The 24192-nt window shown below is 73.5% G+C and carries 22 protein-coding genes; 11 read left to right on the top strand and 11 right to left on the bottom strand.

Annotated elements, in window-relative coordinates; translation table 11 throughout:
- Nucleotides 1–25: 25 nt before the first annotated feature.
- The gene (locus tag AB0C84_RS18410) at nt 26–388 is read left to right on the top strand and encodes a hypothetical protein (RefSeq protein ID WP_258939589.1); all 363 of its coding nucleotides are present in this window, start codon (nt 26–28) and stop codon (nt 386–388) included.
- A 7-nt stretch (nt 389–395) separates the two neighbouring features.
- Here the strand turns inward: AB0C84_RS18410 and efeU are convergent, their stop codons facing one another.
- The 4 genes from efeU to AB0C84_RS18390 all read right to left on the bottom strand — a co-directional run bounded on the left by efeU (nt 396) and on the right by AB0C84_RS18390 (nt 3712).
- Nucleotides 396–1259 (bottom strand): iron uptake transporter permease EfeU, encoded by an 864-nt coding sequence (gene efeU / locus AB0C84_RS18405; protein WP_246396217.1) that lies wholly within the window; start codon nt 1257–1259, stop codon nt 396–398.
- A 90-nt stretch (nt 1260–1349) separates the two neighbouring features.
- Nucleotides 1350–2582 (bottom strand): ribonuclease D, encoded by a 1233-nt coding sequence (locus tag AB0C84_RS18400; RefSeq protein WP_361067653.1) that lies wholly within the window; start codon nt 2580–2582, stop codon nt 1350–1352.
- Nucleotides 2583–2769: 187 nt separating this feature from the next.
- A complete protein-coding gene (locus AB0C84_RS18395) occupies nt 2770–3336 on the bottom strand; it encodes a DUF3000 domain-containing protein (RefSeq protein ID WP_361067381.1) in 567 nt (188 codons plus the stop codon).
- A 151-nt stretch (nt 3337–3487) separates the two neighbouring features.
- Nucleotides 3488–3712 carry a hypothetical protein gene (locus AB0C84_RS18390; protein WP_258939591.1) on the bottom strand — a complete coding sequence of 75 codons (225 nt, stop codon included), beginning with the start codon at nt 3710–3712 and terminating at the stop codon, nt 3488–3490.
- Between the two features lie 226 nt (nt 3713–3938).
- On the opposite strand from AB0C84_RS18390, the gene hemE reads away from it, so the two are divergent.
- The gene (hemE, locus tag AB0C84_RS18385; protein WP_281382423.1) at nt 3939–4955 is read left to right on the top strand and encodes a uroporphyrinogen decarboxylase; all 1017 of its coding nucleotides are present in this window, start codon (nt 3939–3941) and stop codon (nt 4953–4955) included.
- A 133-nt stretch (nt 4956–5088) separates the two neighbouring features.
- Nucleotides 5089–6162, top strand: coding sequence for a hypothetical protein (locus AB0C84_RS18380; protein ID WP_361067377.1), 1074 nt, complete (start codon nt 5089–5091; stop codon nt 6160–6162).
- A 52-nt stretch (nt 6163–6214) separates the two neighbouring features.
- Here AB0C84_RS18380 and AB0C84_RS18375 read toward each other — a convergent pair whose 3' ends face one another.
- The gene (locus tag AB0C84_RS18375) at nt 6215–7216 is read right to left on the bottom strand and encodes a DUF4349 domain-containing protein (protein ID WP_361067374.1); all 1002 of its coding nucleotides are present in this window, start codon (nt 7214–7216) and stop codon (nt 6215–6217) included.
- 145 nt (nt 7217–7361) lie between these two features.
- Entirely contained in the window at nt 7362–8480 is a 1119-nt protein-coding gene (locus AB0C84_RS18370; RefSeq protein ID WP_361067371.1) for a hypothetical protein, read from the bottom strand.
- 128 nt (nt 8481–8608) lie between these two features.
- Between AB0C84_RS18370 and hemG the strand changes: the two genes are divergently transcribed.
- The 3 genes from hemG to AB0C84_RS18355 are packed head-to-tail and all read left to right on the top strand — an operon-like array spanning nt 8609 to nt 11375.
- Complete coding sequence (gene hemG / locus AB0C84_RS18365; RefSeq protein WP_258939595.1) at nt 8609–10042, top strand: protoporphyrinogen oxidase; 1434 nt, start codon at nt 8609–8611, stop codon at nt 10040–10042.
- A complete protein-coding gene (hemQ, locus tag AB0C84_RS18360; protein WP_339154209.1) occupies nt 10039–10737 on the top strand; it encodes a hydrogen peroxide-dependent heme synthase in 699 nt (232 codons plus the stop codon). The genes hemG and hemQ overlap by 4 nt, the downstream gene beginning before the upstream one ends.
- A gap of 59 nt (nt 10738–10796) precedes the next feature.
- Nucleotides 10797–11375 carry a hypothetical protein gene (locus tag AB0C84_RS18355; RefSeq protein ID WP_361067366.1) on the top strand — a complete coding sequence of 193 codons (579 nt, stop codon included), beginning with the start codon at nt 10797–10799 and terminating at the stop codon, nt 11373–11375.
- On the opposite strand, the gene AB0C84_RS18350 is transcribed toward AB0C84_RS18355, so the two are convergent.
- Together AB0C84_RS18350 and msrB are read right to left on the bottom strand one after the other, a co-directional pair.
- Complete coding sequence (locus AB0C84_RS18350) at nt 11372–12043, bottom strand: TIGR04222 domain-containing membrane protein (protein WP_361067650.1); 672 nt, start codon at nt 12041–12043, stop codon at nt 11372–11374. The two genes, AB0C84_RS18355 and AB0C84_RS18350, sit on opposite strands and share 4 nt — an antisense overlap.
- A gap of 36 nt (nt 12044–12079) precedes the next feature.
- Complete coding sequence (msrB, locus tag AB0C84_RS18345) at nt 12080–12481, bottom strand: peptide-methionine (R)-S-oxide reductase MsrB (protein WP_361067363.1); 402 nt, start codon at nt 12479–12481, stop codon at nt 12080–12082.
- A gap of 64 nt (nt 12482–12545) precedes the next feature.
- Here msrB and AB0C84_RS18340 point away from each other — a divergent pair, with 64 nt between their 5' ends.
- Nucleotides 12546–13628, top strand: a complete 1083-nt coding sequence (locus AB0C84_RS18340; protein ID WP_179847481.1) for a DNA polymerase domain-containing protein — start codon at nt 12546–12548, stop codon at nt 13626–13628.
- A 241-nt stretch (nt 13629–13869) separates the two neighbouring features.
- A complete protein-coding gene (locus AB0C84_RS18335; protein ID WP_361067359.1) occupies nt 13870–14640 on the top strand; it encodes an MBL fold metallo-hydrolase in 771 nt (256 codons plus the stop codon).
- Between the two features lie 62 nt (nt 14641–14702).
- Here the strand turns inward: AB0C84_RS18335 and AB0C84_RS18330 are convergent, their stop codons facing one another.
- Nucleotides 14703–16643 (bottom strand): Xaa-Pro dipeptidyl-peptidase, encoded by a 1941-nt coding sequence (locus AB0C84_RS18330; RefSeq protein WP_361067356.1) that lies wholly within the window; start codon nt 16641–16643, stop codon nt 14703–14705.
- A 51-nt stretch (nt 16644–16694) separates the two neighbouring features.
- Here AB0C84_RS18330 and AB0C84_RS18325 point away from each other — a divergent pair, with 51 nt between their 5' ends.
- On the top strand, nt 16695–17093 hold the full coding sequence (locus tag AB0C84_RS18325) for a DUF4236 domain-containing protein (RefSeq protein WP_361067353.1): 399 nt from the start codon (nt 16695–16697) through the stop codon (nt 17091–17093).
- Here AB0C84_RS18325 and leuA read toward each other — a convergent pair.
- Nucleotides 17071–18747, bottom strand: a complete 1677-nt coding sequence (gene leuA / locus AB0C84_RS18320) for a 2-isopropylmalate synthase (RefSeq protein ID WP_361067647.1) — start codon at nt 18745–18747, stop codon at nt 17071–17073. The two genes, AB0C84_RS18325 and leuA, sit on opposite strands and share 23 nt — an antisense overlap.
- Nucleotides 18748–19050: 303 nt before the next feature.
- Between leuA and AB0C84_RS18315 the strand changes: the two genes are divergently transcribed.
- Complete coding sequence (locus tag AB0C84_RS18315) at nt 19051–19758, top strand: FCD domain-containing protein (protein WP_179847484.1); 708 nt, start codon at nt 19051–19053, stop codon at nt 19756–19758.
- On the opposite strand, the gene AB0C84_RS18310 is transcribed toward AB0C84_RS18315, so the two are convergent.
- Nucleotides 19741–22152, bottom strand: coding sequence for an ATP-binding domain-containing protein (locus tag AB0C84_RS18310; protein WP_361067348.1), 2412 nt, complete (start codon nt 22150–22152; stop codon nt 19741–19743). The genes AB0C84_RS18315 and AB0C84_RS18310 overlap by 18 nt on opposite strands.
- Before the next feature lie 220 nt (nt 22153–22372).
- On the opposite strand from AB0C84_RS18310, the gene AB0C84_RS18305 reads away from it, so the two are divergent.
- The gene (locus AB0C84_RS18305; protein ID WP_361067345.1) at nt 22373–24064 is read left to right on the top strand and encodes an alkaline phosphatase D family protein; all 1692 of its coding nucleotides are present in this window, start codon (nt 22373–22375) and stop codon (nt 24062–24064) included.
- The last annotated feature ends 128 nt before the right edge of the window (nt 24065–24192 follow it).

The raw sequence follows: 24192 nt of genomic DNA, 5'->3' as shown, positions 1-24192 counted from the left end.
CCCTGGGGGAGGTGCCTCAACCGCCATGCCGGTGCCACGCCCGCTCCGCGAGCGCTGCAGGGAGTTCCTCGGGATCGACGGGGAGATCCGCTACATCTTCCCCGCGATGACCTACGGCGGCGGCGCGGGCTTCATCTTCGTCGTCACCGGCGACCAGGTCTCGGTGATCTCCACCGGTTCGCTGAGCCGCAGCACCCCGAAGAGCATCTGGGGCAGCTACCCGCGCGGCACCCGGATCGGGCCGGTGGAGACGGGCGTCGGCGCGTCGTTCGAGTTCGCTGGTGCCGTGTTCGAGGTCGACGACGAGTACGTCCCGGTCGTCAACGCGGCCGACGCCGAGGTCTTCGCCCGCGACAGCCTTCCCCGCGACCCGCTGCCCGACCTGTGACGCGGCGTCAGGACGTCGGCGCCGGCTCGGTGGCCTTGGCCGGGGCGGGCTTGGACGGCGACGGGTTGCGCAGGAACAGCACCATCACCGGCACCAGGTAGGCCGCCCACATGATCAGCTGAAGCCAGGTGATCTGCGGGGTGACGTTCAGGACGCCCTGGAAGACGGTCTGCATCCAGTCGCCGGCGCCGCCGAACTTGGCGAAGAAGGCGTGCGGCTCCAGCGCGACCGCGTGCAGGCCGGGGAACACCTCGGCCTCCTGCAGGTCGTGGAAGCCGTAGCCGAACACGCCGGCGGCGACGACGATGAGCGCGGCGCCCGTCCAGGTGAAGAACCGCCTGAGGTTGATCTTGAGGCCGCCGCGGTAGAGCAGGTAGCCGAGGGCGACGGCGACGGCGAGGCCGAGGAACGCCCCGGTGATCGGCTGGGTGGACCCGCCGGAGGAGTTGGAGATGTTCGTCCACAGGAACAGCGCGGTCTCCAGGCCCTCGCGCCCGACGGCCAGGAACGCGACGGCGGCGAGGGCGAGCGGGCCGACGTCGAGCGCGCCCTCCAGCCTGCCCTCCAGCTCGGCCTTCATGAACCGGGCGGTCTTGCGCATCCAGAAGACCATCCAGGTGACCAGCCCCACCGCGACGATCGACAGGACGCCGCCGAACAGCTCCTGCGTCTTGAACTGCATCTCCGACGACGCGGCGCTCAGCGCGATCCCGAACCCGCACGCCAGGACGACGGCGGCGCCGATGCCCGTCCAGACGGGCAGCAGGGCCCGGCGGTTGCCGGTCTTCACCAGGTACGCGATCAGGATGCTCACGACCAGGGCGGCCTCGAGCCCCTCACGCAGGCCGATGAGGAAGTTGCCCAGCAGCATCGACGCACTCCTCGGGGGGTCACACGGACGTTTTAGGCAAAGCTAACCTAAGCCAGTGTGTGCCTCGCGACCGCCCCGTGCAAGTCCGGTCTAGAGCTCGCCCTTGCCGTCGAGGCGCAGGAACGCCTTGGCGATCGGCCGGGCGGTGAGCTCGACCTGCCAGCCGCGGGCGCCGAGGTCGCGCAGGGCGTCGCCGATCGCGGACGCCGACGACTCCGGCGGGGGCGTCCACGCCAGCCGGCGGACGAAGTCGGGCTGCACGAGGTTCTCCGACGGCATCGAGTGCTCGTCGGCGAGCGCGGCGACGACGGCGCGGGCGGCGGTGAGCCGCTTGGCGGCCTCCGGGTCGCGGTCGGCCCAGCGGTGCGCGGGCGGCGGCCCGTCGCCGGGCAGGTTGGACTCGGGCAGCGCGCGCTCGCCGAGCTCGCGGGCGCGGGCGACGGCGCGCAGCCACGCCGACTGGTGCCGCCGGGCGCCGCGGCCCCGCATCGTCGGCAGGGCCTGCAGCTCGGCCGGGGTCTTCGGGGACTTCTGCGCCAGCTCGATGATCGCCGCGTCCTGGAGCACCCGGCCGGGGGACAGGTCCCGCTCCCGGGCGATCTTGTCGCGGGCCTCCCAGACCTCGCGGACGGCGGCGAGCGCGCGCCGGTTGCGCACCCGGTGGATGCCGGACGTGCGGCGCCACGGGTCGGGGCGCGGCGGCTTCGGCGGCGTGGTCAGGATCGCCGCGAACTCCTCCCGCGCCCACTCCAGCTTGCCCGCGGCCTCCAGCTCCTCCCCGAGCACGTCGCGCAGCTCGACCAGCAGCTCGACGTCCAGGGCGGCGTAGCGCAGCCAGTCCTCCGGGAGGGGGCGCGTCGACCAGTCGGCCGCCGAGTAGCCCTTCTCCAGCACGAAACCGAGCACGTTCTCGACCATGGAGCCGAGACCGACCCGGGGGTAGCCGAGCAGCCGCCCGGCCAGCTCGGTGTCGAACAGCCGGCGCGGGACGAGACCGACTTCGGCCAGGCACGGCAGGTCCTGGTTGGCGGCGTGCAGCACCATCTCGGCGTCGGCGAGCGCGGCGTCCAGCCCGGACAGGTCGGGCAAGGCGACCGGGTCGATCAGCGCGGTGCCGGCGCCCGCGCGGCGCAGCTGGATCAGGTAGGCGCGCTGCCCGTACCGGTAGCCGGAGGCCCGCTCGGCGTCGACCGCGACGGGCCCGGTGCCCGCGGCGAACGCCGCGATGACGCGTTCCAGGTCGGCCGGGGCGGTGAGCACCGGCGGGACGCCCTCGCGCGGCTCCAGCAGGGGGACGGCGGGGGGACCGGTGTCGGCCTCCAGGGTCGCCGGGCCGGGGTCAGCCCCGGCCGGCCCGGGAACGGTCCCGGGAGGGGTCGCCGCCGTCTTCTCCGCACCGGCGTCCCGTTCGGGGCCGGTGGCGCGCGTTTCGGACACTCCCACTTCTTCCGTGTTCTCCCCCGCCGCCTCGGTTTCGGACGCTGTGCTCACGCCCCCTACCGTACGTGGCTCAGCCGCCCCCGCCGCCCGGTCGGTCCGGCAGCGACGCGACACCGGCCGGCGGAAGCCCCGCCGTGGTGCACATCACCTCGCACCAGGCCAGCACGTGAGCGGTGAGATCGTCGCCGGTCGGGGACCACGAGGCGCGCAGCTCCAGCTCCGTGGTGGACGGCTCGTCGCGCTTGTCGCCGAAGCTCTCCGACACCGCGCGGGTGATCGTTCCCGACACCCCGGCGTAGCCGGCGGGCTCCAGGGCCTCCAGCAGCCAGTCCCACGCGACGGAGCCGATCAGCTCGTCGGCGGCGATGTCGGGCTCCAGGTCGGCGCGGATGTAGGCGACGACGCGGAAGCCGTTCGTCCATCCGGAGCGGCCGTCGGGGTCGTACAGGACGATGAGGCGGCCCATGGCGACCTCGGTGTCGTCGTCGCGGTAGACGCTCCCGGACATGGCCGCCGCGTACGGCGCCAGGCTCTGCGGGGCGGGCATGTCCTCCAGGTCGAGCTCCGGCCGGAGGGCGGGCCCGTCGAGGATCTCGCGCAGCGTGTCGACGGCCCGCTGGAAGGCAGGTGGGTTCATGGGTGGACCGGCCTGATCGCGGGGGAGTGACGGGTCGCCGGGCACCGGCTCGGGCCGGTGGCGGTGGGACGGGGCGGTGCCGCAGGAAGCGGCGGGTGGACGTGGAGGGGAGGCAGGCACGGCACAGGTTTCGTCTCGGGGGCCGGGCCGGTCAGGCCACGGCCCGCGCGGTGGCGGCGCGGGCGCGTGAGCGACCGCGCGCCGGGGCGGTCTCGCGGGCCCGGCGGAGGGGCGGGGCGGTGACGGCGGGCGGCAGGCCGACCAGGACGGCCGAACCGCAGTCGACGCAGGCCCGCTCGGGGCACTCCTCGCCGTGGCCGTCCTCGCACGGCGGCTGCTCGAACACCCGTTCATCACCGCAGGTGAAGCAGTACAAGGGGGAACCTCCCTCGGCTATGACACGCATCACGTTCGCACGCGCCGGTGACAGAATGCGGGACTTCGCTCGGCGTGTCCGGAAGTTCGTTGCGCCTCACGCGCCACTCCGGTGCTCTCCCGTCGGCTTTTCGTGGGACCATCACAACGTGACCGCTGACGCAGCCCGTTCGAACGACCACTCTGCGCGGACGCCTGACGACGGCGGCCTCGCCGAGAGCCCCTTCCTGCTCGCCTGCCGGCGGCGGCCGGTGCCGCACACGCCGGTGTGGTTCATGCGCCAGGCGGGGCGCTCGCTGCCGGAGTACCTGCGGATCCGCGAGGGCGTGCCGATGCTGGACTCGTGCGCCCGCCCCGACATGATCGTCGAGATCACGATGCAGCCGGTGCGCCGGTACGCCGTGGACGCCGCGATCTTCTACAGCGACATCATGGTGCCGCTCCGGGCGGTCGGCGTCGACCTCGACATCAAGCCCGGCGTCGGCCCGGTCATCGCCGATCCCATCCGCGACGCCGCGGGCATGGACGTCCTGCGCCCCCTCACGCCCGACGACGTCCCGTACGTGACCGAGGCCGTGGAGGGCCTGGTCGGCGAGCTGGGCTCCACGCCGCTCATCGGGTTCGCGGGGGGCCCGTTCACGCTCGCCTCGTACCTGATCGAGGGCGGCCCGTCCAAGAACCAAGAGCGCACGAAGGCCATGATGTACGGCGAGCCGGAGCTGTGGGCCCGGCTCATGGAGCGGCTGGCCGACCTCACGATCGCGTTCCTGAAGGTGCAGATCGCGGCCGGGGCGAGCGCCGTGCAGGTCTTCGACTCGTGGGTGGGCGCGGTCGCCGCGCAGGACTACCGCGAGTCCGTCCTGCCGCACGCCCGCCGCATCTTCGAGGAGATCGAGCCGCTCGGCGTCCCGCGCATCCACTTCGGCGTCGGGACGGGCGAGCTGCTCGGCCTGATGGGCGAGGCGGGAGCGGACGTCGTCGGCGTCGACTGGCGGGTGCCGCTGGACGAGGCCGTCAGCCGCGTCGAGCCGGGCAAGGCCCTGCAGGGCAACCTCGACCCGGCGGTCCTCTTCGCCCCGTGGGAGGTCGTGGAGCGCCGCGCCCGCGACGTGCTGGCCCGCGGCCGCACCGCCGAGGGGCACATCTTCAACCTCGGCCACGGCGTCCTGCCCTCCATGGACCCGGACGTGCTGGCCCGCCTCGCCGACCTGGTCCACGAGGCGAGCGCCGAAGACGCGCACTAGTGCGGTGACCACGAACATCCACCGGGCCAGGTGACACGCCGGAAGATCTCGACCGACCCCGGCCCCGAAGGCTGGCCGGGATCGTGGGGAAACGATCGTGCCGGTAGGATCTCCCTGATCATGGGGAGCGGGATTGTTCGGGATCTTCAAGCGGCGACGCGGGGACGAGCTGGCGGAGATCGAAGCCGAGATCACCGCGTTCGGTGAGGAACTCGCGCGGTTGCCGCTCGACCCGGACGAACACGGCGCCGACCTCGACCTGATGGCCGACTACGGTCGCGCCCTGGACGCGTACGAGCAGGCCAAGCTCGACATCCTGGGCGACCGTGACCGCGGGGACGCCGCCGATGTCCTGCGGAGCATCGACCGGGGGCGCCGCGCGCTCGCCCGCGCCGAAGCCGCCCTGTCGGGACGGCCCCTCTGCTTCTTCGACCCCCGCCACGGCCCGTCCGTGGACTGCGTCGCGTGGGCCCCGCCGGGCGGCGCCCCGCGCGACGTCCACGTGTGCGCCGCGGACGCGATCCGCCTCACCGAGGGACTGCCGCCGATCGCGACGGGCGTCCGGCCGGAGACCCGCCCCGAGCGTCCGAGGGACACCGGTGACACGCGTCGGCCACGCGAGCCGAAGCAGGCGCCCCGGCCTCCCCGTCCGGCGAGGCGGCCTGGGCCGTTCAAAGTGGCGCCCCCGAATTTGGGCAAGAAACACCACGTCAAAGGGCGAGGCGACGGCGAAGCGCTGCTGCAACGCCCCGCCTGGGACATTCCGTCGTTGGTCATCGTCCGTCTCCACGGAAGCGGACGGATCGAACACGTCCAGCAGGGGAAGGCCGTGCGGCTGGCTAAAGAGCCGGGGCCGTTCCGGATCGTGCAGCCGCTCTCCCTGCGCACCGACTGGCCCGTCCAACTGCGCATCACGTGCACCGGCACATGGTCGGCCTGGTTGCAGGCCGGTGACACCGTTCCGGTCATCGACCGCACCATCGCCTCGCGAGGTCCGTTCATCTGCCGCTATGTCGGCGGAGCGGCGCGAATCCAGATGCAGCACAGGGAAGGGGGCAGGTACTCCGTCACCGAACTGACCCCGGAGTTCCACCAGGGCCCTCACGTCCTGTCCGGCAAGGGGATCTCGTCCGCTGAAGGTGAGGTGGCGGGCTCGGTCTTCCTCCACGTGGAGGCGAAGGGCGAATGGGTCATGAGAGTGACCTGAACCCTTCCCGGCGTTCACCCAGACCGGTGAACGTTCGAGGTCACCGCACTGGCTAGGCGGGCGGAGGCGGTCCCTGCCGCGGTCCCTGCCGCGGCGCCTGCGAGGGTCCCTCGCCCGCGCCGACGGCGGCCTTCGCGTTCTGCGGCTCCCTCTCCGGTTCCGGCTCCGGCGCCGGGTCGGCCGCGGAGCGGGCGCGCCGCCGACGGCGCAGCGCGAGCGCCGGCAGCCCGACCACGGCGGCCGTGACGAGGAACGGCAGCAGCCAGCCCAGCACGGCGGCGACGCCGCCGACGAACGCGGTGAAGGCGTGCCAGCCGTTCTCCAGCCCGCCGACGAATCCACCGCGGGGCTCGTCCTTCTCGGCCGGCGCGGCCCTGCTCACGAGCGTCACGGTCACGGTCGCGAACTGCGTGCGGTGCGCGAGCGACTTCTGGCGCGCCTGGAGCGCCTCCAGGTCGGCCTCCCGCTCGGAGATCTCCTGCTCGATGCTCATGATCTCGCCGACGGAGTTCGCCCGGCCGAGCAGCTTGCGGAACGACTCCAGCGTGGCCTTCGCGGACCGCACCCGCGCGTCGACGTCGGCCACCTCGCCCGTGACGTCCTCGGCCTGCTGGCTGAGCGACAGCTTGGTGCCGAGTTCGGTGCCGAGCCGGCCCAGCACCTCGGCGTACCGGTCGCCGGGGATCTTGAGCGCGATCTCGGAGCGGGCCGGGTCGCTCGACGTCGACTCCCGCTCGACGTAGCCGCCCGCCGCGGTGACCAGCTGCTTGGCCTTGGCGGCGGCGGCCTCCACGTCCCCGGCCCGCACCCGCAGGTCGGCGGTGTGGACGACCTCCCGCCCGGTGGGCAGGGGCGCCGCCGTCGGCTTCGCGCCCGCGCTCTGCGGGACGCCCTCGGCGCGGCGGGCGCCGCCGGGGAGGGCGGGGGCCGTGGCCACGCCCCGGGGGCCGGAGTCCGACGCCCCGGAGGAGTGGTCGCCGCTCCCGCACGCGGCCATGCCCGCGGCCAGCGGCAGGACGACCAAGGCACAGGTGATGCTCCTGACGATCCGCATGGGGCTTGGACGGGGTGCGGCGGATCACCGTTCCCCGGGACCGGTCGCGATCCGGGCACGAAGCGGGTACGCGGCGGTCACAGGCCGCCGTTGGTCACGGGCCTCCGTTGGTCACGGGCCGTCCCTCGTCACGGGCCGTCCCTCGTCACGGGCCGTCGGTCAGGACGACCGGACCGCCGATGTTCACGGACCCGAGCGTCCACAGGGCGCCGGTGCCGGGGACGACGGCGAGCGCGGTCGCGTAGATGTTGCTCCGGTTGGGCACGGCGGTGGTCGGGACGCGCTCCCAGGTCCCACCGGCGTAGCGGAGCAGGCCGGGCTTGGCCGGCTCGTCGAGCGAGTGCCCGAGCGCCCACAGCGTCCCGTCCCCGCCCTCGACGATCCTGGTGAGCGCGTTGAGGCCGGGCGGCGGGGCGACGCCCGTCCAGGCCGTGCCGTCCCAGTGCATCAGGACGGGTGAGGCCGGGGACGTGCGGTAGCTGATGCCGGTGGCCCAGGCGTCCGTGGGGGAGAGGGCGATCACGTCGGTGAAGCCGGTCCCGGGTACGGGCTCGTGCACGGGGACGCTCCGCCAGGAGCGCCCGTCCCAGTGGTGCGCGACGAGCGTCTGGTCGGTGCGGGAGACCGTGCCGAGGAACCAGATGTCGTCGTCCGCCCGGATGTAGGACGCGTACTGCTGCATGTCCGGGATCGCGGTGATGTGCGTCCAGGTGTCGCCCGTCCGGCGGTAGACAGCGCTTTCGGTGCCGACCCAGACGCCGTCGGCCCTCGCCTGGAGGTTCGCGGCGCGGGCGCCGGACGGCAGCGCCACCTGCTCGAACCGCGAGCCCGTGAAACGCGCCGCGTAGGGGGCCGTCGTCGCCGGGTCGCCCGGGCCGTACTTCGGGCCGGTGATCCACACGTCCTCCGGCCCGGCCGCGTCGACGTCGGTGATGGTGCCGCGGCTGGACAGGTTCTGCAGGTCGTACTCGACCCAGCGCGCGTCCTTCCAGCGCCGGACGACGGGGTTTCCGGGGATGCTCTGCCCGGTCCCCGGGATCGGGCCGGGCACCACCAGTTCGCCCTGGTTCCCGGCGATCCAGACGCTGTCGGGGGAGGCGGCGGCGACGTCGTAGAGGCTGTTGTTCGGCCAGAAGAACGGCAGCGGGACCGGCGCGAACCCGCCGCGGGACCCGGCCGAAGCGGGGGACGCGAGCCCGCCGGCCGCGAGCGCTCCGGCCGTGAGGGCGGCCGTGACGAGGAGGGAGGTCTTCCGAGGCATCATGTTTGCCAGTATTCACTGGCGAGGTATTGGGGATCTTGTCATCTCCGCGACAAAAAACCGGGCGGCCGGGCGCGGCGCCGGACCCGCCCCGGTGCGCGGTTCGCCGAGGCGTCTGGAAGGCTGGAGGCATGACCACGTCCCATGCCGTTGTCGTCGGGGGCGGCATCGCGGGCCTCGCCGCCGCGCGCCTGCTCGCCCGCGAGGGCGTCCGGGTGACGGTCCTGGAGGGCTCCCCCCGGATCGGCGGAAAGCTGCGGGTCAGCGAGATCGCCGGGGTGCCGGTGGACGAGGGCGCCGAGTCGATGCTCGCCCGCCGCCCCGAGGGCCTGGACCTGGTGCGCGACCTCGGCCGCTCCGGCGACCTGGTGAACCCCGGCACCACGTCCTCGGGCATCCTCAGCCGCGGCGAGCTGCGGCCCATCCCGTCCGGCCAGGTCATGGGCGTCCCGTCCGACCTGAAGGCGCTCGCCGCCTCGCACGTGCTGTCGCCGGCCGGGCTCGCGCGCGTCCCGCTCGACCTCGTGCTGCCGGAGACGCCGCGCGGCGGGGACGTCTCCGTCGCCGACTACGTCGGCGCCCGCCTCGGCGGCGAGGTCGTCGACCGGCTCGTGGAGCCGCTGCTCGGCGGCGTGTACGCGGGACGGGCCGAGCGGCTGTCCTTCGAGTCCACGCTGCCCGCCGTCGCCGCCGCCGCGCGCTCCCACCGGTCGCTGATCCACGCCGTCCAGGGCATCAGGGACGCCGCGCCGAAGGACCCCGGCCCGGTGTTCGCCACGCTGCCGGACGGGCTCGGCACGCTCCCGCACCTGGTCGCCGCCGACATCGCCGAGGCCGGCGGGACGGTCAGGACCGGCGCGACGGTCCGCGAGCTGCGCCGCCGCGAGGACGGCTGGCGGCTCACCGTCGGCCCGACCCGCGACCCCGAGCACCTCGACGCCGACGCGGTGGTGGTCGCGGTCCCGGCGGCCCCGGCGTCCCGGCTGCTGGAGCCGGACGTCCCCGCCGCCGCCCGCGAGCTGGGCGGCATCGAGTACGCCAGCATGGCGATCATCACGCTCGCCTACCGGGCCACCGCGTTCCCGCGGCTCCCGGAGGGCAGCGGCTACCTCGTCCCGAACGTCGAGTGCGACACCGCGCGCGGCGGCCGGGGGGTCAAGGCCGTCACGTTCAGCTCCCTGAAGTGGCCGCACCTGCGCGACCGCGAGCCGGGCGTCATCGCGGTGCGCTGCTCCATCGGGCGGTACGGCGAGGAGCATCTGCTCCAGCGGACCGACGAGGAGCTCACCGCGACCGCCATGGCCGAGCTCGCCGCGACGTGCGGCGTCACCGAGCTGCCAGCCGAGAGCCGGGTGACCCGGTGGGGCGGCGGCCTCCCGCAGTACAACGTGGGCCACGCCGACCGCGTGGCCAAGGTCCGGGCCGCGGTCGCCGGAGCGCCGGGGCTGGCCGTCGCGGGCGCCGCCTACGACGGCCTCGGCATCCCCGCGTGCATCGCCTCCGCGCGCGCCGCGGCGCTCCGCGTCCTGGACCATTTGCGCAGTCGAGAAGGAGTTGGACCATGACGGAGCAGCCGGGCAAGCCCAAGGCGCGCGAACTCAACAACGTCATCCGCTACACCATGTGGTCGGTGTTCCGGGTCGCGAACCCGGGGACCGTGGGCGAGCAGGACGCGGCGGAGGTGCAGGACCTCCTCGACCAGGCCGCCCAGAAGGACGTCACCACGCGCGGCGCCTACGACGTCGCGGGCCTGCGGGCGGACGCCGACTACATGTTCTGGTGGCACGCCCCCACGTCCGACGACCTGCAGGAGGTCTACACCCGGTTCCGGCGGACGGCGCTGGGCCGCGCGAGCGAGCCGGTGTGGTCGCAGATGGCGCTGCACCGCCCGGCGGAGTTCAACAAGAGCCACATCCCCGCGTTCCTCGCCGACGAGGAGCCCCGCGCCTACGTGTGCGTGTACCCGTTCGTCCGCTCCTACGAGTGGTACCTGCTGCCGGACGAGGAGCGCCGCGCGATGCTCTCCGAGCACGGCATGATGGCGCGCGACTACCCCGACGTCCGGGCCAACACGGTGTCGGCGTTCGCGCTCGGCGACTACGAGTGGATGCTGGCGTTCGAGGCCGACGAGCTGCACCGCATCGTCGACCTGATGCGGCACCTGCGGGGCGCGAAGGCCCGCCTGCACACCCGCGAGGAAGTGCCGTTCTACACAGGTCGCCGCAAGCCGGTCGCCGAACTGGTCGCCGGTCTGGCCTAGTCCGCGCATCACTCCGATTCGCGCGTGGGGCGGGGGCGGCCGGCAGTAAAGTGCCGTCCGTGACCAAGTCTCCCGCCCGGCACGCCCGCGGACGGCACGCCCGGCCGCCGTCCGAGTTCTCGGCCCGCCTGCACGGCCTGATCGCGTCCCTGCGGGGCTCCCGGCGGCGCCGGCTGGGCCTCGCCGGAGCGGTGACCGCGACGGCCGCGGTGCTCGCGGCCGTCGCCGTCCTGGCGCTGCCCGGCGGCTCGGGCCCCGCCCCCCGCGCCGCCGTCGCCGCCCGCACGGCCGCCGCCCCGTCCCCGAACGAGCGCGTCGGCGCCGCCGATGACCCCGACGAGATCACCGACGCGGTGCCGTACTTCGAGACGAAGGACCCCGGCAAGAAGGTCGTCAAGCACGTCACCGACGTCCGCCGCAGCGGCAGTTTCGTCCGCGTCTACACCGACCTCGGGGAGTCCGACGAGAACTCAGAGCCGGCCATCGACCTGTGCAAGTGGACGACCCAGTTCCTCGAGGACGGCGGCGACGACGAGCCCCGCGTCTTCGTGCACGGCAAGAGCGACGACAACGGCAGCGTCGTCCTCGCCAACAAGCAGAGCGACAAGGACGACTGCGAGGTCCCCGAGACCCGCTAGTAGGGGCCGTTTCCGCTGTCGTTCGAGTCGTAGTAGCCCGAGTACTGCGTGTCGGACAGGCGACTCTGCTCGGTGTTCCGGTTGACCCCGTTCAGAGCCCAGTCGTAGGGCAGGTCGAACGGCTTGGGGTTGTCCATCTCCATGACGTGGCGGAGCTTTACGTCCTCGACTGCGGCCGTGCCCAGCGCGGCGAGCCTGGTGACCGCGTCCGGTGCCGCGCCCTTCAACGCGCCGAGCCCGGACGGTGTGCCGGACCCGGCGTCCGCGCGGAGCCTGCGCCGGGCCGCCTTCCCCTTGCGCGTAGGCCGGAGCCGGCCGCGGAACCCCCGGCGCAGGAGGCCCCTCTCGACCAGACCGCCCGCGACGGCGGCCACCTCGTCGGATTCGGCGACCGCGTCGAGGACGTAGCCGAGCTGGAAGCCGGTGTCGGGGACCTCGTCGAGAAGCGCGGCCTGGACCGCGTCCTCCGCCTCACGCTCGACGACGGTCACGCGCCGCGTGCCTCGCGACACCCGCACGCGGCGCTTCTCGTAGAGGGCGAGCAGCGCGACCTGCGCGGCCCGTGTGGGTCCGCCGCAGAGTAACGCGGTCTCGTAGGGGGTGAACTCGTCCACGGCGACTCCCCGGGGGCTGACGGCCACTGCTGCGATCGTCGGTGTGACCGCGATCGTCGATGTGACGCGTCAGGGCCCGGGGAGGTTGCGTCATTCGGCCGGTTCGAGGGTGAGGGAGATCGAGTTGATGCAGTAGCGGTCGTCGGTCGGGGTGTCGTAGCCCTCGCCGTGGAAGACGTGCCCCAGGTGCGAGTCGCACACCGCGCAGCGGACCTCGGTGCGGACCATGCCGAGGGAGCGGTCCTCGATCAGCGTGACCGCGTCGGAGTCGGACGGCGCGAAGAACGACGGCCATCCGCAGTGGCTCTCGAACTTGGTCTCCGACCGGAACAGCTCCGTCCCGCACGCGCGGCACCGGTACACGCCGACGGTCTTGGTGTCGGTGTACTCGCCGGTGAAGGGCTTCTCGGTGCCCGCCTCCCGCAGCACGTGGTACTCCTCGGGGCTGAGCCGGGACCGCCACTCGTCCTCGCTTTTGCGGATCTTCTCCATGGTTCGACCGTACCCGGCGGCGCCGCGCGGGAAGACTGTCGTGCCCGTGGGTTAACGTGCGGTTATGGCCTCGCCCTTCATCGAGATCCCGGTCGGGGATCGGCTCGTCAAGGTGACCAATCCCGACAAGGTCTACTTCCCCGAGCACGGCTACACCAAGCGGCAGCTCGTGGAGTACTACCTGGCCGTGGGGGAGGGGATCCTGCGCGCCACCCGCGACCGCCCGACGACGCTGGAACGCTGGCCCGCCGGGGTCTTCGAGGGCGCCAGGATGGCCACCCGCGAGGACTACGCGCGCGGCCAGGCGGGCATGGGCGCCGGCAAGTCCGACGCGTTCTACCAGAAGCGCATCCCGAAGGGCGCGCCCGACTGGGTGCGGACGGCCCGGATCGCCTTCCCCAGCGGGCGTTCCGCCGACGAGGTCTGCCCGACCGAGGTCGCCGTGATCGCCTGGGCGGCCAATCTCGGGACGCTGACCTTCCACCCGTGGCCCGTCCGCAAGGGCGACGTCGACCATCCCGACGAGCTGCGCATCGATCTCGACCCGCAGCCCGGCACCGACTTCTCCGACGCCGTCCGGGTGGCGCTCGGCCCGGCCCGCGACCTGCTGGCGGAGCTGGGGTACACCGGGTACGTCAAGACGTCCGGCAAGGGCGGCGTGCACATCTACGTCCGCATCGAGCCGCGCTGGACGTTCACCGAGGTCCGCCGCGCCGCGCTCGCCTTCGGCCGCGAGGTGGAGCGCCGCGCCCCCGCCGAGGTCACCACGAAGTGGTGGAAGGAGGAGCGGGGCGAGCAGGTGTTCATCGACTTCAACCAGAACGCCAGGGACCGCACGATCGCCTCGGCCTACAGCGTCCGGCCGGCCCCGCACGCCCCGGTGTCGGCGCCCGTGACCTGGGACGAGCTGCCCGACGTCGACCCGCACGACTTCACGATCGCCACGATGCCGGCCCGCTTCGCCGAGGTGGGCGACCTGCACGCCGCGATCGACGACGCGTCCTTCTCCCTTGAGGCCCTCCTCGACATGGCCGACCGCGACGAGAAGGACCACGGCCTCGGCGACATGCCGTACCCGCCGAACTACCCGAAGATGCCGGGGGAGCCCAAGCGCGTCCAGCCCAGCAAGGACACCGGCAACCCCTAGGCCGTGTTTCACAGTCCCGGCCCACTTCGCTCGCCTGGCGGCTCGCTGCGTGACCGGGCCTGGGCGAACGCGGCATCGCTTCGCGATCTGGCCGGTGCCGCTCGCCTCCGGCTTCGCGGCACCGGCCAGGTCACGCGCTCGCGCGCGTTGCCGAAGCCGCTTCGGGACGGGCCCTCGGGAATTTCCGCCGCGCGGCCTTTCTTGCAACCGGTGGCATGAGGTCGAGACGAAGAGGCGAGCGATGTCCACATTGACCATCCGGTATCTCGGAGGACCGAGCGCGATCCTGGAGATCGGAGGCGTGCGGCTGGTCGTCGACCCCACGTTCGACCCGCCCGGCGACTACCCGATGGGGTCGCGGAAGCTGACCAAGACCGCCGGGCCGGTGCTCGGGCCTGACGACGTCGGCCCGGTCGACGTGGTTCTGCTGTCCCACGACCAGCACCCCGACAACCTGGACGCGGGCGGCCGAGCCTACCTGGCCGGGGTTCCGCTGACGCTGACGACGGAGGCAGCCGCCGGACGCCTCGGCGGCACCGCCCGCGCGCTGCCGAACTGGGAGCACGCCGAGCTGCCCCGCCCGGACGGCGGGACGCTGCGCGTCACCGGTGTCCCCGCCCAGCACGGTCCGGACGGCACCGAGCACCTGACGGGCCCGGTCACCGGCTTCGTCCTCTCCGGCGAGGGCCTGCCCACGGTCTATGTGAGCGGCGACAACGCGTCCCTCGACGTGGTCCGGGCCGTGGCCGGGCGGTTCGCCCCGTTCGACGTCGCCGTGCTCTTCGCCGGCGGTGCCCAGACCCCGCTGATCGGCGACGCCTACCTCACCCTGACCAGCGAGGGCGCGGCCGAGGCCGCCGGCATCCTGGGCGCCGCCCAGATCGTCCCGCTGCACTTCGAGGGCTGGGCGCATTTCTCCCAGGGCCGCGGCACCCTGGCCCCGGCCTTCGAGAAGGCCGGGCTGACCGATCGCCTCCGCCTTCTCGGGGTCGGCGAGAGCGTCGCGTTGTGACATGAGTGAGGCCCGCCGCTTCGGGGCGGCGGGCCTCACGGCCGGGTCGGCGTGTCAGGGGATCAGTAGAGCCTGCGCTCCTGGACGGGCAGGCTGACCTCGGACGGGCCCCGCCAGGTGGTCGCGCTGGGCGGCGGGGCGACCAGCGTGTTCACGTCCTCCCCGGCCGCCACGACCGGGACGGAGACGGAGCTGCCGCGCAGGTCGACCGTGACCTGGGCGCCGGTGGGCGTGTCGAAGTTGTAGTCGGCGTCCGTTCCGGCGAGGACGAGCGCCAGCCGGTGCCCCTTCTTCAGCAGGTACTCCTGGCTGAGCGTCTGCCAGGAGACGGTGTAGTAGCGGCCGGACTTCAGCGGCTCGGGCCTGCTCAGCGACCGGTGGTTCTGGGCGTCGAGCCACCCCCGGGCGACGACGTTGACCGGCGAGGTGACCGTCGTGACCTCGGTCCGCTTGTAGCAGGCGTCGTCGGCGGGCGTGCTCTCACCGTGGCAGTCCTCGGTGTTCAGGGTCCGGATGCCGGAGCCCGCGCCGAGGTAGTTGACGCGGGTGTCCTCGCCGTAGTCGACGAGCAGCGCGGTGAGGTTCGCCGTGGGTCCGTCCAGCTTGATCCTCAGCCGGGCGTCCGGGGTGCCGGACAGGCGGCCGGTCTTCGGCAGCGGCGCCGACACGAACGCCGTCCGGTAGGGCCGCGCCGCCGTGGGATCGGCGACCATCTCCTCCTCCGGGTAGCCCGCGCCCTGGGGTCCGGCGGCGTCGGTGAAGGACGCGGTCGCGCCCGCCGCGGCCGGCTTCAGGCCGAGGGAACCGTCCGCGCCGGGGCGCAGGACGACGCCGCGCGCGTCCCGGGACGGCCAGTCCCGCTGGGTGATCCACTGGTCCGGTCCGACCTCGATGTCGGCGCGCGGCTCGCTCATGATGCCGTTGGGCACCTTCTGCAGTTCGTGGTCGAACCACCGGTGCAGGGTCGCCACCCACGCGTCCCGCCGGGTGTCGAACGGGTCGACGTGGCCGCGCTGGCTCAGCCAGACCTTGCGCTGGACGCCGCGCCGCGCGAGGGCGCTCCACCACTTGGCGAAGTGGTCGTCCTTCACGTTCAGGTCGTTGACGCCGTGGGCGGCGAAGATGCTCGCGCGGACCCGGGAGGCGCGCGCGATCGTCCCGTCCCGGTAGTCGGCGGTCTTCCAGTAGGCGTTGTAGTTGCCGGTCGCGTCGTCCTCGCCCTCGTCCAGATCCGCGTTGACGGCCGCGCACTTGGCGGGCGGGTCGGTGTCGACGTAGTCGGCGAGCCACGGCTGCTCGTCGTCGGTGTACTTCACGCCGTTCATCCGGCTGTAGTCGTACCAACTGCTGATCGCCGAGATGGGGACGATCGTCTCCAGCCCCTCGACGCCGGTGGCCGCCACCCCGTTGGCGAGCGTCCCGTCGTAGGACTTGCCGATCATGCCGGTGCGGCCGGTCGTCCAGGTCGCCTTCGCCGGGCTGCCGTCCGGCCGGTAGGCCCGGGCGCGCCCGTTGAGCCAGTCGATCACGGCCTTGCCGCCGAGGACGTCGGTCGGGCCGCCGCTGACCGGGCAGCCGTCGGAGCGGGTCGTCCCGACCATGTCCACGGCGAGGAACGCGTACCCGCGCGGCACGAAGTAGTTGTCGTAGTAGAGCGGGAACTTCACCGGGTTCCCGTTCGCGTCGTAGGTCTTGCGCTCGCTCTCGTTGCCGCGCCCCGCGTTGTCGTAGTAGGGGCTCTCATCCATGATCACCGGCACCCGCAGACCGTGCTCGGTCTCCTTCGGCCGGATGATGTCCACGTTGACGCGGTCCTTCTTGCCGTCCCGGTCGCTGTCCACGCCGGACTCGACGTAGACGTGCTCGCGGATCGCGTCCTTGTAGGAGAAGACGGGCTGGGTGACCCCGCCTCTCACCACGATCTTCGGGGACGTCCCGGCCAGCGCCGTCGCGCCGCCGCCCGCGCCGGCGAGCGCCGCGCCGGTCAGCACGGCCACCGCCATGGTCCGCCGGGTTCGTCTCAGGGATCGCCTGGCCAACCCGCACCTCCGAGTATGCAAATGATCTCCGACTGGGCACAGGCTCCTCGCCCGGGGGCCACGGGTAAAGGGCGGTGCGCGACGAAGACGGTCCGGATTTGGTCATGTCCTGCTCTTGCCTCGGCGGAGATGTCCCTATTGCGGATTTCGGGCGTCCGGGAACGGGGTACGGGGATGCCCGGCGTGCCGGCCGGGCACCCCCGTCCCATGGGTTGGAGCTATCGAAAATCACTGAAGATGGGCCCGTTTCGCCTCAACTTCTCCAAGAAGGGCGTCGGGCACAGCGTCGGAGCGCGCGGGGCCCGCTACACCCGCTCGGCGGACGGGCGCCGCCAGATGACCTTGCGCATCCCCGGAACCGGCCTGACGTGGAGACGGTCCCTGAAGTCGTCTAGCCGCTCTTCGCGCGGTTGACCGCCGACAGGACGGCCTCCACCGACGCGGTGAGCACGGACGTGTCGCGTCCCGCGCCCCAGCGGGTCGCGCCGTCCACCCGGCACTCGGCGTAGGCGACCGCCACGGCGTCCTGCCCCGTCCCGGCCGCGTGCTCGGCGTACCGCAGGACCTCCACCTCGATCCCGGCGGACGCCAGCGCGCCGGTCAGCGCGTCCAGCGGGCCGTTGCCCGTGCCGGTGCGCTCCCGCTCGTCGCCGCCGACGCGGACGGCGCCGGTGAAGACGTGCCGCCCCGGGCCGGTGCGGGAGGTCCGCCATCCGGTCACCCGGACCGGTTCCGCCCGGTCCAGGTACTCGGCGCGGAACAGCTCCCACAGCTCGTCCGCCGTGACCTCCTCGCCGCTGCCGTCCGTCGCCCGCTGCACGACCTGGGAGAACTCGATCTGCAGGCGGCGCGGCAGGTCGAGCCCGTGCTCCGTGCGCAGCAGGTAGGAGACGCCGCCCTTCCCGGACTGGCTGTTGACGCGGATGACCGCCTCGTACCCGCGCCCGACGTCGGCCGGGTCGATCGGCAGGTACGGCACGTCCCACGGCAGCCGCTCCGGCGGCACGCCGCGCTCCCCGGCGAGGCGCGCGTGGCGGGCCATGCCCTTGCCGATCGCGTCCTGGTGGGTTCCGGAGAACGCCGTGTACACCAGGTCGCCCCCGTACGGATGCCGCTCGTGGACGGGCAGCCGGTTGCAGTGCTCGACCGTCCGACGGATCTCGTCGATGTCGGAGAGGTCGATCCGCGGGTCGACGCCCTGCGCGTGCAGGTTCAGCGCCAGCGTGACCAGGTCGACGTTGCCCGTCCGCTCGCCGTTGCCGAACAGGCAGCCCTCGACCCGCTGGGCGCCGGCCAGCATCGCCAGTTCCGCGCACGCGACGCCCGTCCCGCGGTCGTTGTGCGGGTGGACCGACAGGATGACCGCCTCGCGCCGGGACAGGTTGCGGTGCATGTACTCGATCTGGTCGGCGTACACGTTCGGGGTGGCGGCCTCGACCGTGGCCGGCAGATTCAGGATCACCGGGCGGTCGGGGGAGGCGTCCCACAGCGCGGTCACCGCGTCGCAGACCTCCAGCGCGTAGTCGGGCTCGGTGACGTTGAACGTCTCGGGGGAGAACTCGAACCGCACGCCCGGCCCGGCGAGCCGCGCCACGTCGGCCGCCCCGTCCAGGATCAGCCGCCGCACCCCGTCCCGGCCGGACCCGAGCACGACGTCCCGCCACACCGGCCCCGTCGCCGTGTACAGGTGGACGACGGCCCTCGGCAGCCCCTCGACGGAGGCGAACGTCCGCTCGATCAGCTCTGAGCGGGCAGGGGTGAACACCACGGGCGTCACGTCGTCCGGCACCCCCGTCTCGGCCAGGTGCCGGACGAACGCGAAGTCGGTCCGGCTGGCCGAGGGGTAGCCGACCTCGATCTCCTTGAAGCCCATCGTGACGAGCAGGTCGAACATGCGGCGCTTGCGGGCGGTGTCCATCGGCTCGGCCAGCGCCTGGTTTCCGTCCCGCAGGTCGACGGGCACCCACAGGGGCGCGCTCTGGACGCGCCCGGACGGCCAGGTGCGCTCGACGTCCGGCACGGGCGACGGCACGCGCTCGTGGACGGACCGGTAGCGGTGGAACGGCATGGAGCTGCCGCGCTGGGGGTTCCAGAAGGGCGCGCCGTCCGCCACCGGGCCGGACGGGGTGCGCAGGGTGGGGAAGGGCGTGCGGGGAGTCGGGACGTTCACGGGCCTGTTCCTCGTTCGATCGCCGGACGACCGGCGGCACCGGACCCCGCGGCGGGGTGCCGGTCCGGATCAGGCCCCGCCGCGGCGACCGAGAAGAAGGCCCTGCCACGACATGCCGCCCACCCAACCACACCTCAGCTCCTCAGACAAGCTGAGGTGGCCTAGCCTGGAGTCCCCGCCGCCGTCCCCGGAGGACTCCCGATGCCGCTCGGCCCGCTCCGTCCCAGCCCGCTCGTCGAGCAGGCCGCGCAGCGCCTGCGCGAACAGATCGCCGCCGGCGCCTGGCCGGTCGGCACGCGGCTGCCCGGCGAGACGACGCTCGCCAAGGAGCTGGGCGTGGGCCGCTCGACCGTCCGCGAGGCTCTGCGCGCCCTGGCCGGGGCGGGTCTCGTGCAGGCCCGGCAGGGCGCGGGCGTCTTCGTCATGGCGACGGAGCCGGCCGAGGACTGGCCGGCCCGGCTCCGCCGCGCCTCCGTCGCCGACGTCTACGAGATCCGCGCCATGCTGGAGGTCCGCGCCGCCGAACTGGCCGCCGAGCGCCGCACGCCGGACGACCTGGCCGCCCTCGACCGGGCGCTCGCCGACCGCGACGCGGCCCTGGCCGGCGAAGGCGCCGGCCCCGGCGTCGACGCGTTCATCGACGCCGACATCGCCCTGCACGCCGCCGTCGTCGCCGCCGCGCACAACCCGGTCCTCGCCGACCTGTTCGCCGGGTTCGTCCCCGTCCTGCGCGACGGCCTCCTCGACCTCGCCTCCCTGGTGGACGTCCGCGCCTCCGACGACGCCCACGGCCGGGCGGCCCACGCCGCCCTGGTCGAGGCCGTCCGCGCCCGGGACCCTGCGGCCGCGGGCGAGGCCGTCAGGGCCGAGCTCGACCGGACCCTGGCCGGCCTACTCCAGAGCCGATAGGAGCGGCGGCAGGTCGCCGTCGTGGACGACGGTCAGGCGGCGGGTGGCCCTGGTGAGGGCGACGTAGAGGTCCTGGCCGCCCTTGGCCGACTCGGCGAGGATCCCGGACGGGTCGACGACGACGACCGAGTCGAACTCCAGGCCCTTGGCCTCCTCGGCGGTGAGGACGACCACGGGCGAGTCGAGGGCCTCGGGGGTCGCGCCGACGGCTGCGTCCGGGAGGGCCCGCAGAATTTCGGCGTGGCGCCCCGCCGACGCGATGACGGCGAGGCGGCCCTCCTTGAAGGCGCCGCCGATGTCCTCGCCGCCGGTCACCAGGACCAGCTCCGAGCGGACGAGGGACGGCAGCTCGGCGACCGGCAGAGCGACCGCGACCGGCGGCGGCCCGTCGTCGCGGACCGGTTCGGGCGGCGTCTGGTCCGGGGCGACGGCGGCCAGGACGTCCGCGGCGACCTTCATGATGGCGGCCGGGGTGCGGTAGTTGACCATGAGCCGCTGCTCGCGCCACCGGCCCGGGACGTAGCGGTCGAGCATCTGGCCCCACGACGCCGCCCCGGCGGCGCTGCCGGTCTGGGCGATGTCGCCGACGACCGTGAGGGAGCGGGTCGGGACCCGGCGCATCACGGTCCGCCACGCCATCTCCGAGAGCTCCTGCGCCTCGTCCACGATGACGTGGCCGTAGGCCCATTCGCGGTCGGCCATGGCGCGCTGGGCGGTGGTGAGGCGCGGACCGCCGCCGGCGTGGCGCTCGGCCAGCTCGCTCGCCGAGATCAGGTCGCTCGCCAGGATCATCTCGGAGCCGTCGGTGGTCTGCATGACCTCGCGGGCGTAGCGCTCCTCCTCGGCGAGCGCTGCCTGCGCCGCACGCGCGCGGGCCTTGTCGGCGGAGTCGTCCTTGCCGAGGAGTTCGGCGGCCTCGTCCAGCAGCGGGACGTCGGAGACCGTCCACGGCGAGCCCGGCGGCCGGAGCAGGAGCTCCCGCTCGCCGGGGGACAGGCCGGCCTCGGCGCCCACGCGCTCCAGCGCCTCGGCGGAGCCGTAGAGGTCGGTGAGCAGCCGCTCGGGGGTCAGTTCGGGCCAGAGACCGTCGAGGGCGGACCTGACGGCCGGGTGCTGCCAGAGGGCCTCCTTGGCCAGGCGGAGGTCCGTCTCGTCCAGCAGGGGTTCGTCCTCGGCCTCGTCGATCAGCTCCTGGAGCCAGCTCGGCAGCCCGCCGGACCTGGCCATCTCTTCGAGGGGCTCGTCCATGATGCGGTCGAACTGCTCGGCCCGGTCGAACGCGAGGGACTCCAGCATGTCGTGGACGAAGCGGCGCCGCTGGACGTTGTGCGGGGCGCGAAGGGCGCGGGCGCGTTCACGGATCTGCTCGCACTTGGCCACGTCCACGCTCAGCGTGAGGTCGTCGGCCTCGACGCGCAGCCCCTCGGCGGGGACGCGCTGCCGGTCGCGGACGGCGGCCTCCACGACGCCGGCCATGCGCAGGCCGCCCTTGACGACGGCGGCCTCGGGCCTGTCGGCCGCCGTCGCCTTGAGCCCCGGGTACAGCTCGCCGACCGTGGCCAGCGCGACGTCGGTCTCGCCCAGGCCGGGCAGCACCTGCTCGATGTAGCGCAGGAACGTGGCGTTCGGCCCCACGATGAGGACGCCGCGCCGCTCCAGGACGTCGCGGTGCGTGTAGAGGAGGTAGGCGGCCCGGTGCAGGGCGGCGACCGTCTTGCCGGTGCCGGGACCGCCCTGGACGACCAGCACCCCCGGGAGGCCGGAGCGGATGACCTGGTCCTGCTCCTCCTGGATGGTCGCGACGACGTCGCTCATCCGGCCCGTCCGGCCGCGGCGGAGGGTGGCGAGCAGGGCCGCCTCGCCGACGACGCCGCCGCGCTCGGACTCCTCCAGGCCCTCCAGGTCGAACACCTCGTCGTCCAGGCGGGCGACCTCGCGGTGGCGCAGGTGCAGGTGGCGGCGGCGCGCGAGCGTGCCCGGCGCCCCCGGCGTCGCGGTGTAGAAGGGCCGGGCCGCGGCGGCGCGCCAGTCGATGAGGAGGGGCTCGTGGTCCTCGTCGCGCAGGCCGATGCGGCCGATGTAGAAGGTGTCACCGGAGCCGCCGGCGTCGGCGCGGTGGTCGATGCGCCCGAAGCACAGGCCGTGCTCGACGGCGTTCAGCCGGACCAGCCGCCGGGCCGCCTCGTCGGTGGCGATGGCGCTCTCGACCCGCGCCTGGAACGCGGCGCCGCCGCCCGCCGCCGGGCCCTCGCGCAGCGCGGTCGCGGCACTGTCGCGCTCGGTGTCGAGCCGTGCGTACACGCGGGACACGTACTCCTGCTCGACGTCGACGGCGGCTCGCGCCGCCCCCTCTTCCCGCCCGGGGTTGACAGCGCCCGCTTGACGATGTCCCATGCCTCGGCTACACTCCTATTCATAGGGTGGATTATCTGTATGCGCATTTGCAGCTCAGAAGTCTAGCACCCTTTCCGCGCATCGCGTGATCTTCTAGAGCCCCCCAAAAGATCGTCTCTGTTGTGGCGGGCGTCATCCGAGCGGAACCCCCTGGTCATCGATCTTCGTGAGGCTGTCCGGCGAGCAGCACTGCCGGACCCCTCCGAAAGGTCACCTCTCCATGGCCGACTCCGCCCGCCCGCTGAACCGGCGCGCCTTCCTCGCCACCAGCGGGCTCGCCACCAGCGGGCTCCTCACCGCCGTCGCCGTGACCGGCGCCCCCGGCACCGCCCACGCGGCCCCCCGCGGCCGCGCCCTGCCCTCCGACCCGTTCACCCTCGGCGTCGCCTCAGGCGACCCCGAACCCGACGGGTTCGTCCTCTGGACCCGCCTGGCCCTCGACCCGCACGCCGAGAACGGCCTCGGCGGCATGCCCGCCCGGACCGTCCCCGTCCGCTGGGAGGTCTCCTCCGACTCCCGGTTCCGCCGCATCGACCGGCGCGGCACCGCCGCGGCCCGTCCCGACGCCGCCCACTCCGTCCACGTCGAGCTGAACGGCCTGCGCCCCGGCCGCGACTACTGGTACCGCTTCCGCGTGGACGGCCACGTCTCCCCGGTCGGGCGGACGCGCACCGCCCCCCACCCCGCCACCTTCGGCCCCGCGCTCGCCATGGCCTTCGTGTCGTGCTCGCAGTTCGAGCACGGCTACTTCACCGCGTACCGGCGGCTGGCCGAGGAGCACCCCGACCTGGTCCTGCACCTGGGCGACTACCAGTACGAGTACAAGAAGGGCGTCTACACGATCCCGGGCGGCAACGTCCGCGACCACGAGGGCCCCGAGACGGTCAAGCTGGCCGACTACCGGCTGCGGCACGCCCAGTACAAGGCCGACCGCGACCTCCAGGCCGCGCACGAGGCCGCCCCCTGGCTCGTCGTGTTCGACGACCACGAGGTCGAGAACAACTGGGCCGGCTACATCCCCGAGGAGGGCTCCGACACGCCCTCCTACGACGACTTCCGCGCCCGGCGCGCCGCCGCGTTCCAGGCCTACTACGAGAACATGCCGCTGCGCCGCCGGTCCATCCCCGCGGGCCCCGACATGCAGGTCTACCGGCGGGTGCGGTGGGGCCGGCTGGCCAGCTTCCACATGCTCGACACCCGCCAGTTCCGCGACGACCAGGGCTGCGGCGACGGCTACAAGGACTGCCCCGCCGCCACCGACCCGAAGCGCTCCATCACCGGCAACGAGCAGGAGAAGTGGCTGCTCGACGGGTTCCGCCGCTCCACCGCCCGGTGGGACGTCCTCGGCCAGCAGGTGTTCTTCGCCCAGCGCGACAACACCGCCGGGCCCGTCAAGAAGACCTCGATGGACGCCTGGGACGGCTACGCCGCCTCCCGCGACCGGATCACCAAGGGCTGGCTGGACGCGAAGGTCCGCAACCCGGTCGTCCTCACCGGCGACGTCCACGCCCACTGGGCGAGCGACCTGAAGGCCGACTACGACGACCCGGACTCCAGGACGGTCGGCTCGGAACTGGTGTGCACCTCGATCACCAGCACCGGCGACGGCAAGGACTCCGACCCCGCCGACCAGCCCTTCCTCAAGATCAACCCGCATCTGCGCTTCTACAACAACCAGCGCGGCTACGTGCTGACGACGATCGGCAAGGAGGAGATGAGGGCCGACTTCAAGACGCTGCCGACCGTCCGGACCCCGGGCGCCGACATCTCCACCAAGGCGACGTTCGTCATCGAGGACCGCGTCCCCGGCGTCCAGCAGGCCTACCTGCGTCCCTACGTCTCGGCGAAGGCGGCGGCGCAGCCCGACCAGGAACTGATCAGGCAGACCGTCCGCAACGAGACCCAGCCCTGAGCACGGGCGGCCGGGACGCGCGGGGCGTCCCGGCCGGGGGCCCGCGGCGGGCGGAGACCCGCGCCGGGCCCCCCCCCCCCCGCGGGGCGCGCCGGCCCGCGGCCGAGGCGGGCGCCCCCCCCCACCCC

Source organism: Actinomadura sp. NPDC048955, from assembly GCF_040649435.1.
Classification (GTDB): domain Bacteria; phylum Actinomycetota; class Actinomycetes; order Streptosporangiales; family Streptosporangiaceae; genus Spirillospora; species Spirillospora luteofluorescens.
This window is presented reverse-complemented; position numbering and strand designations above follow the sequence as displayed.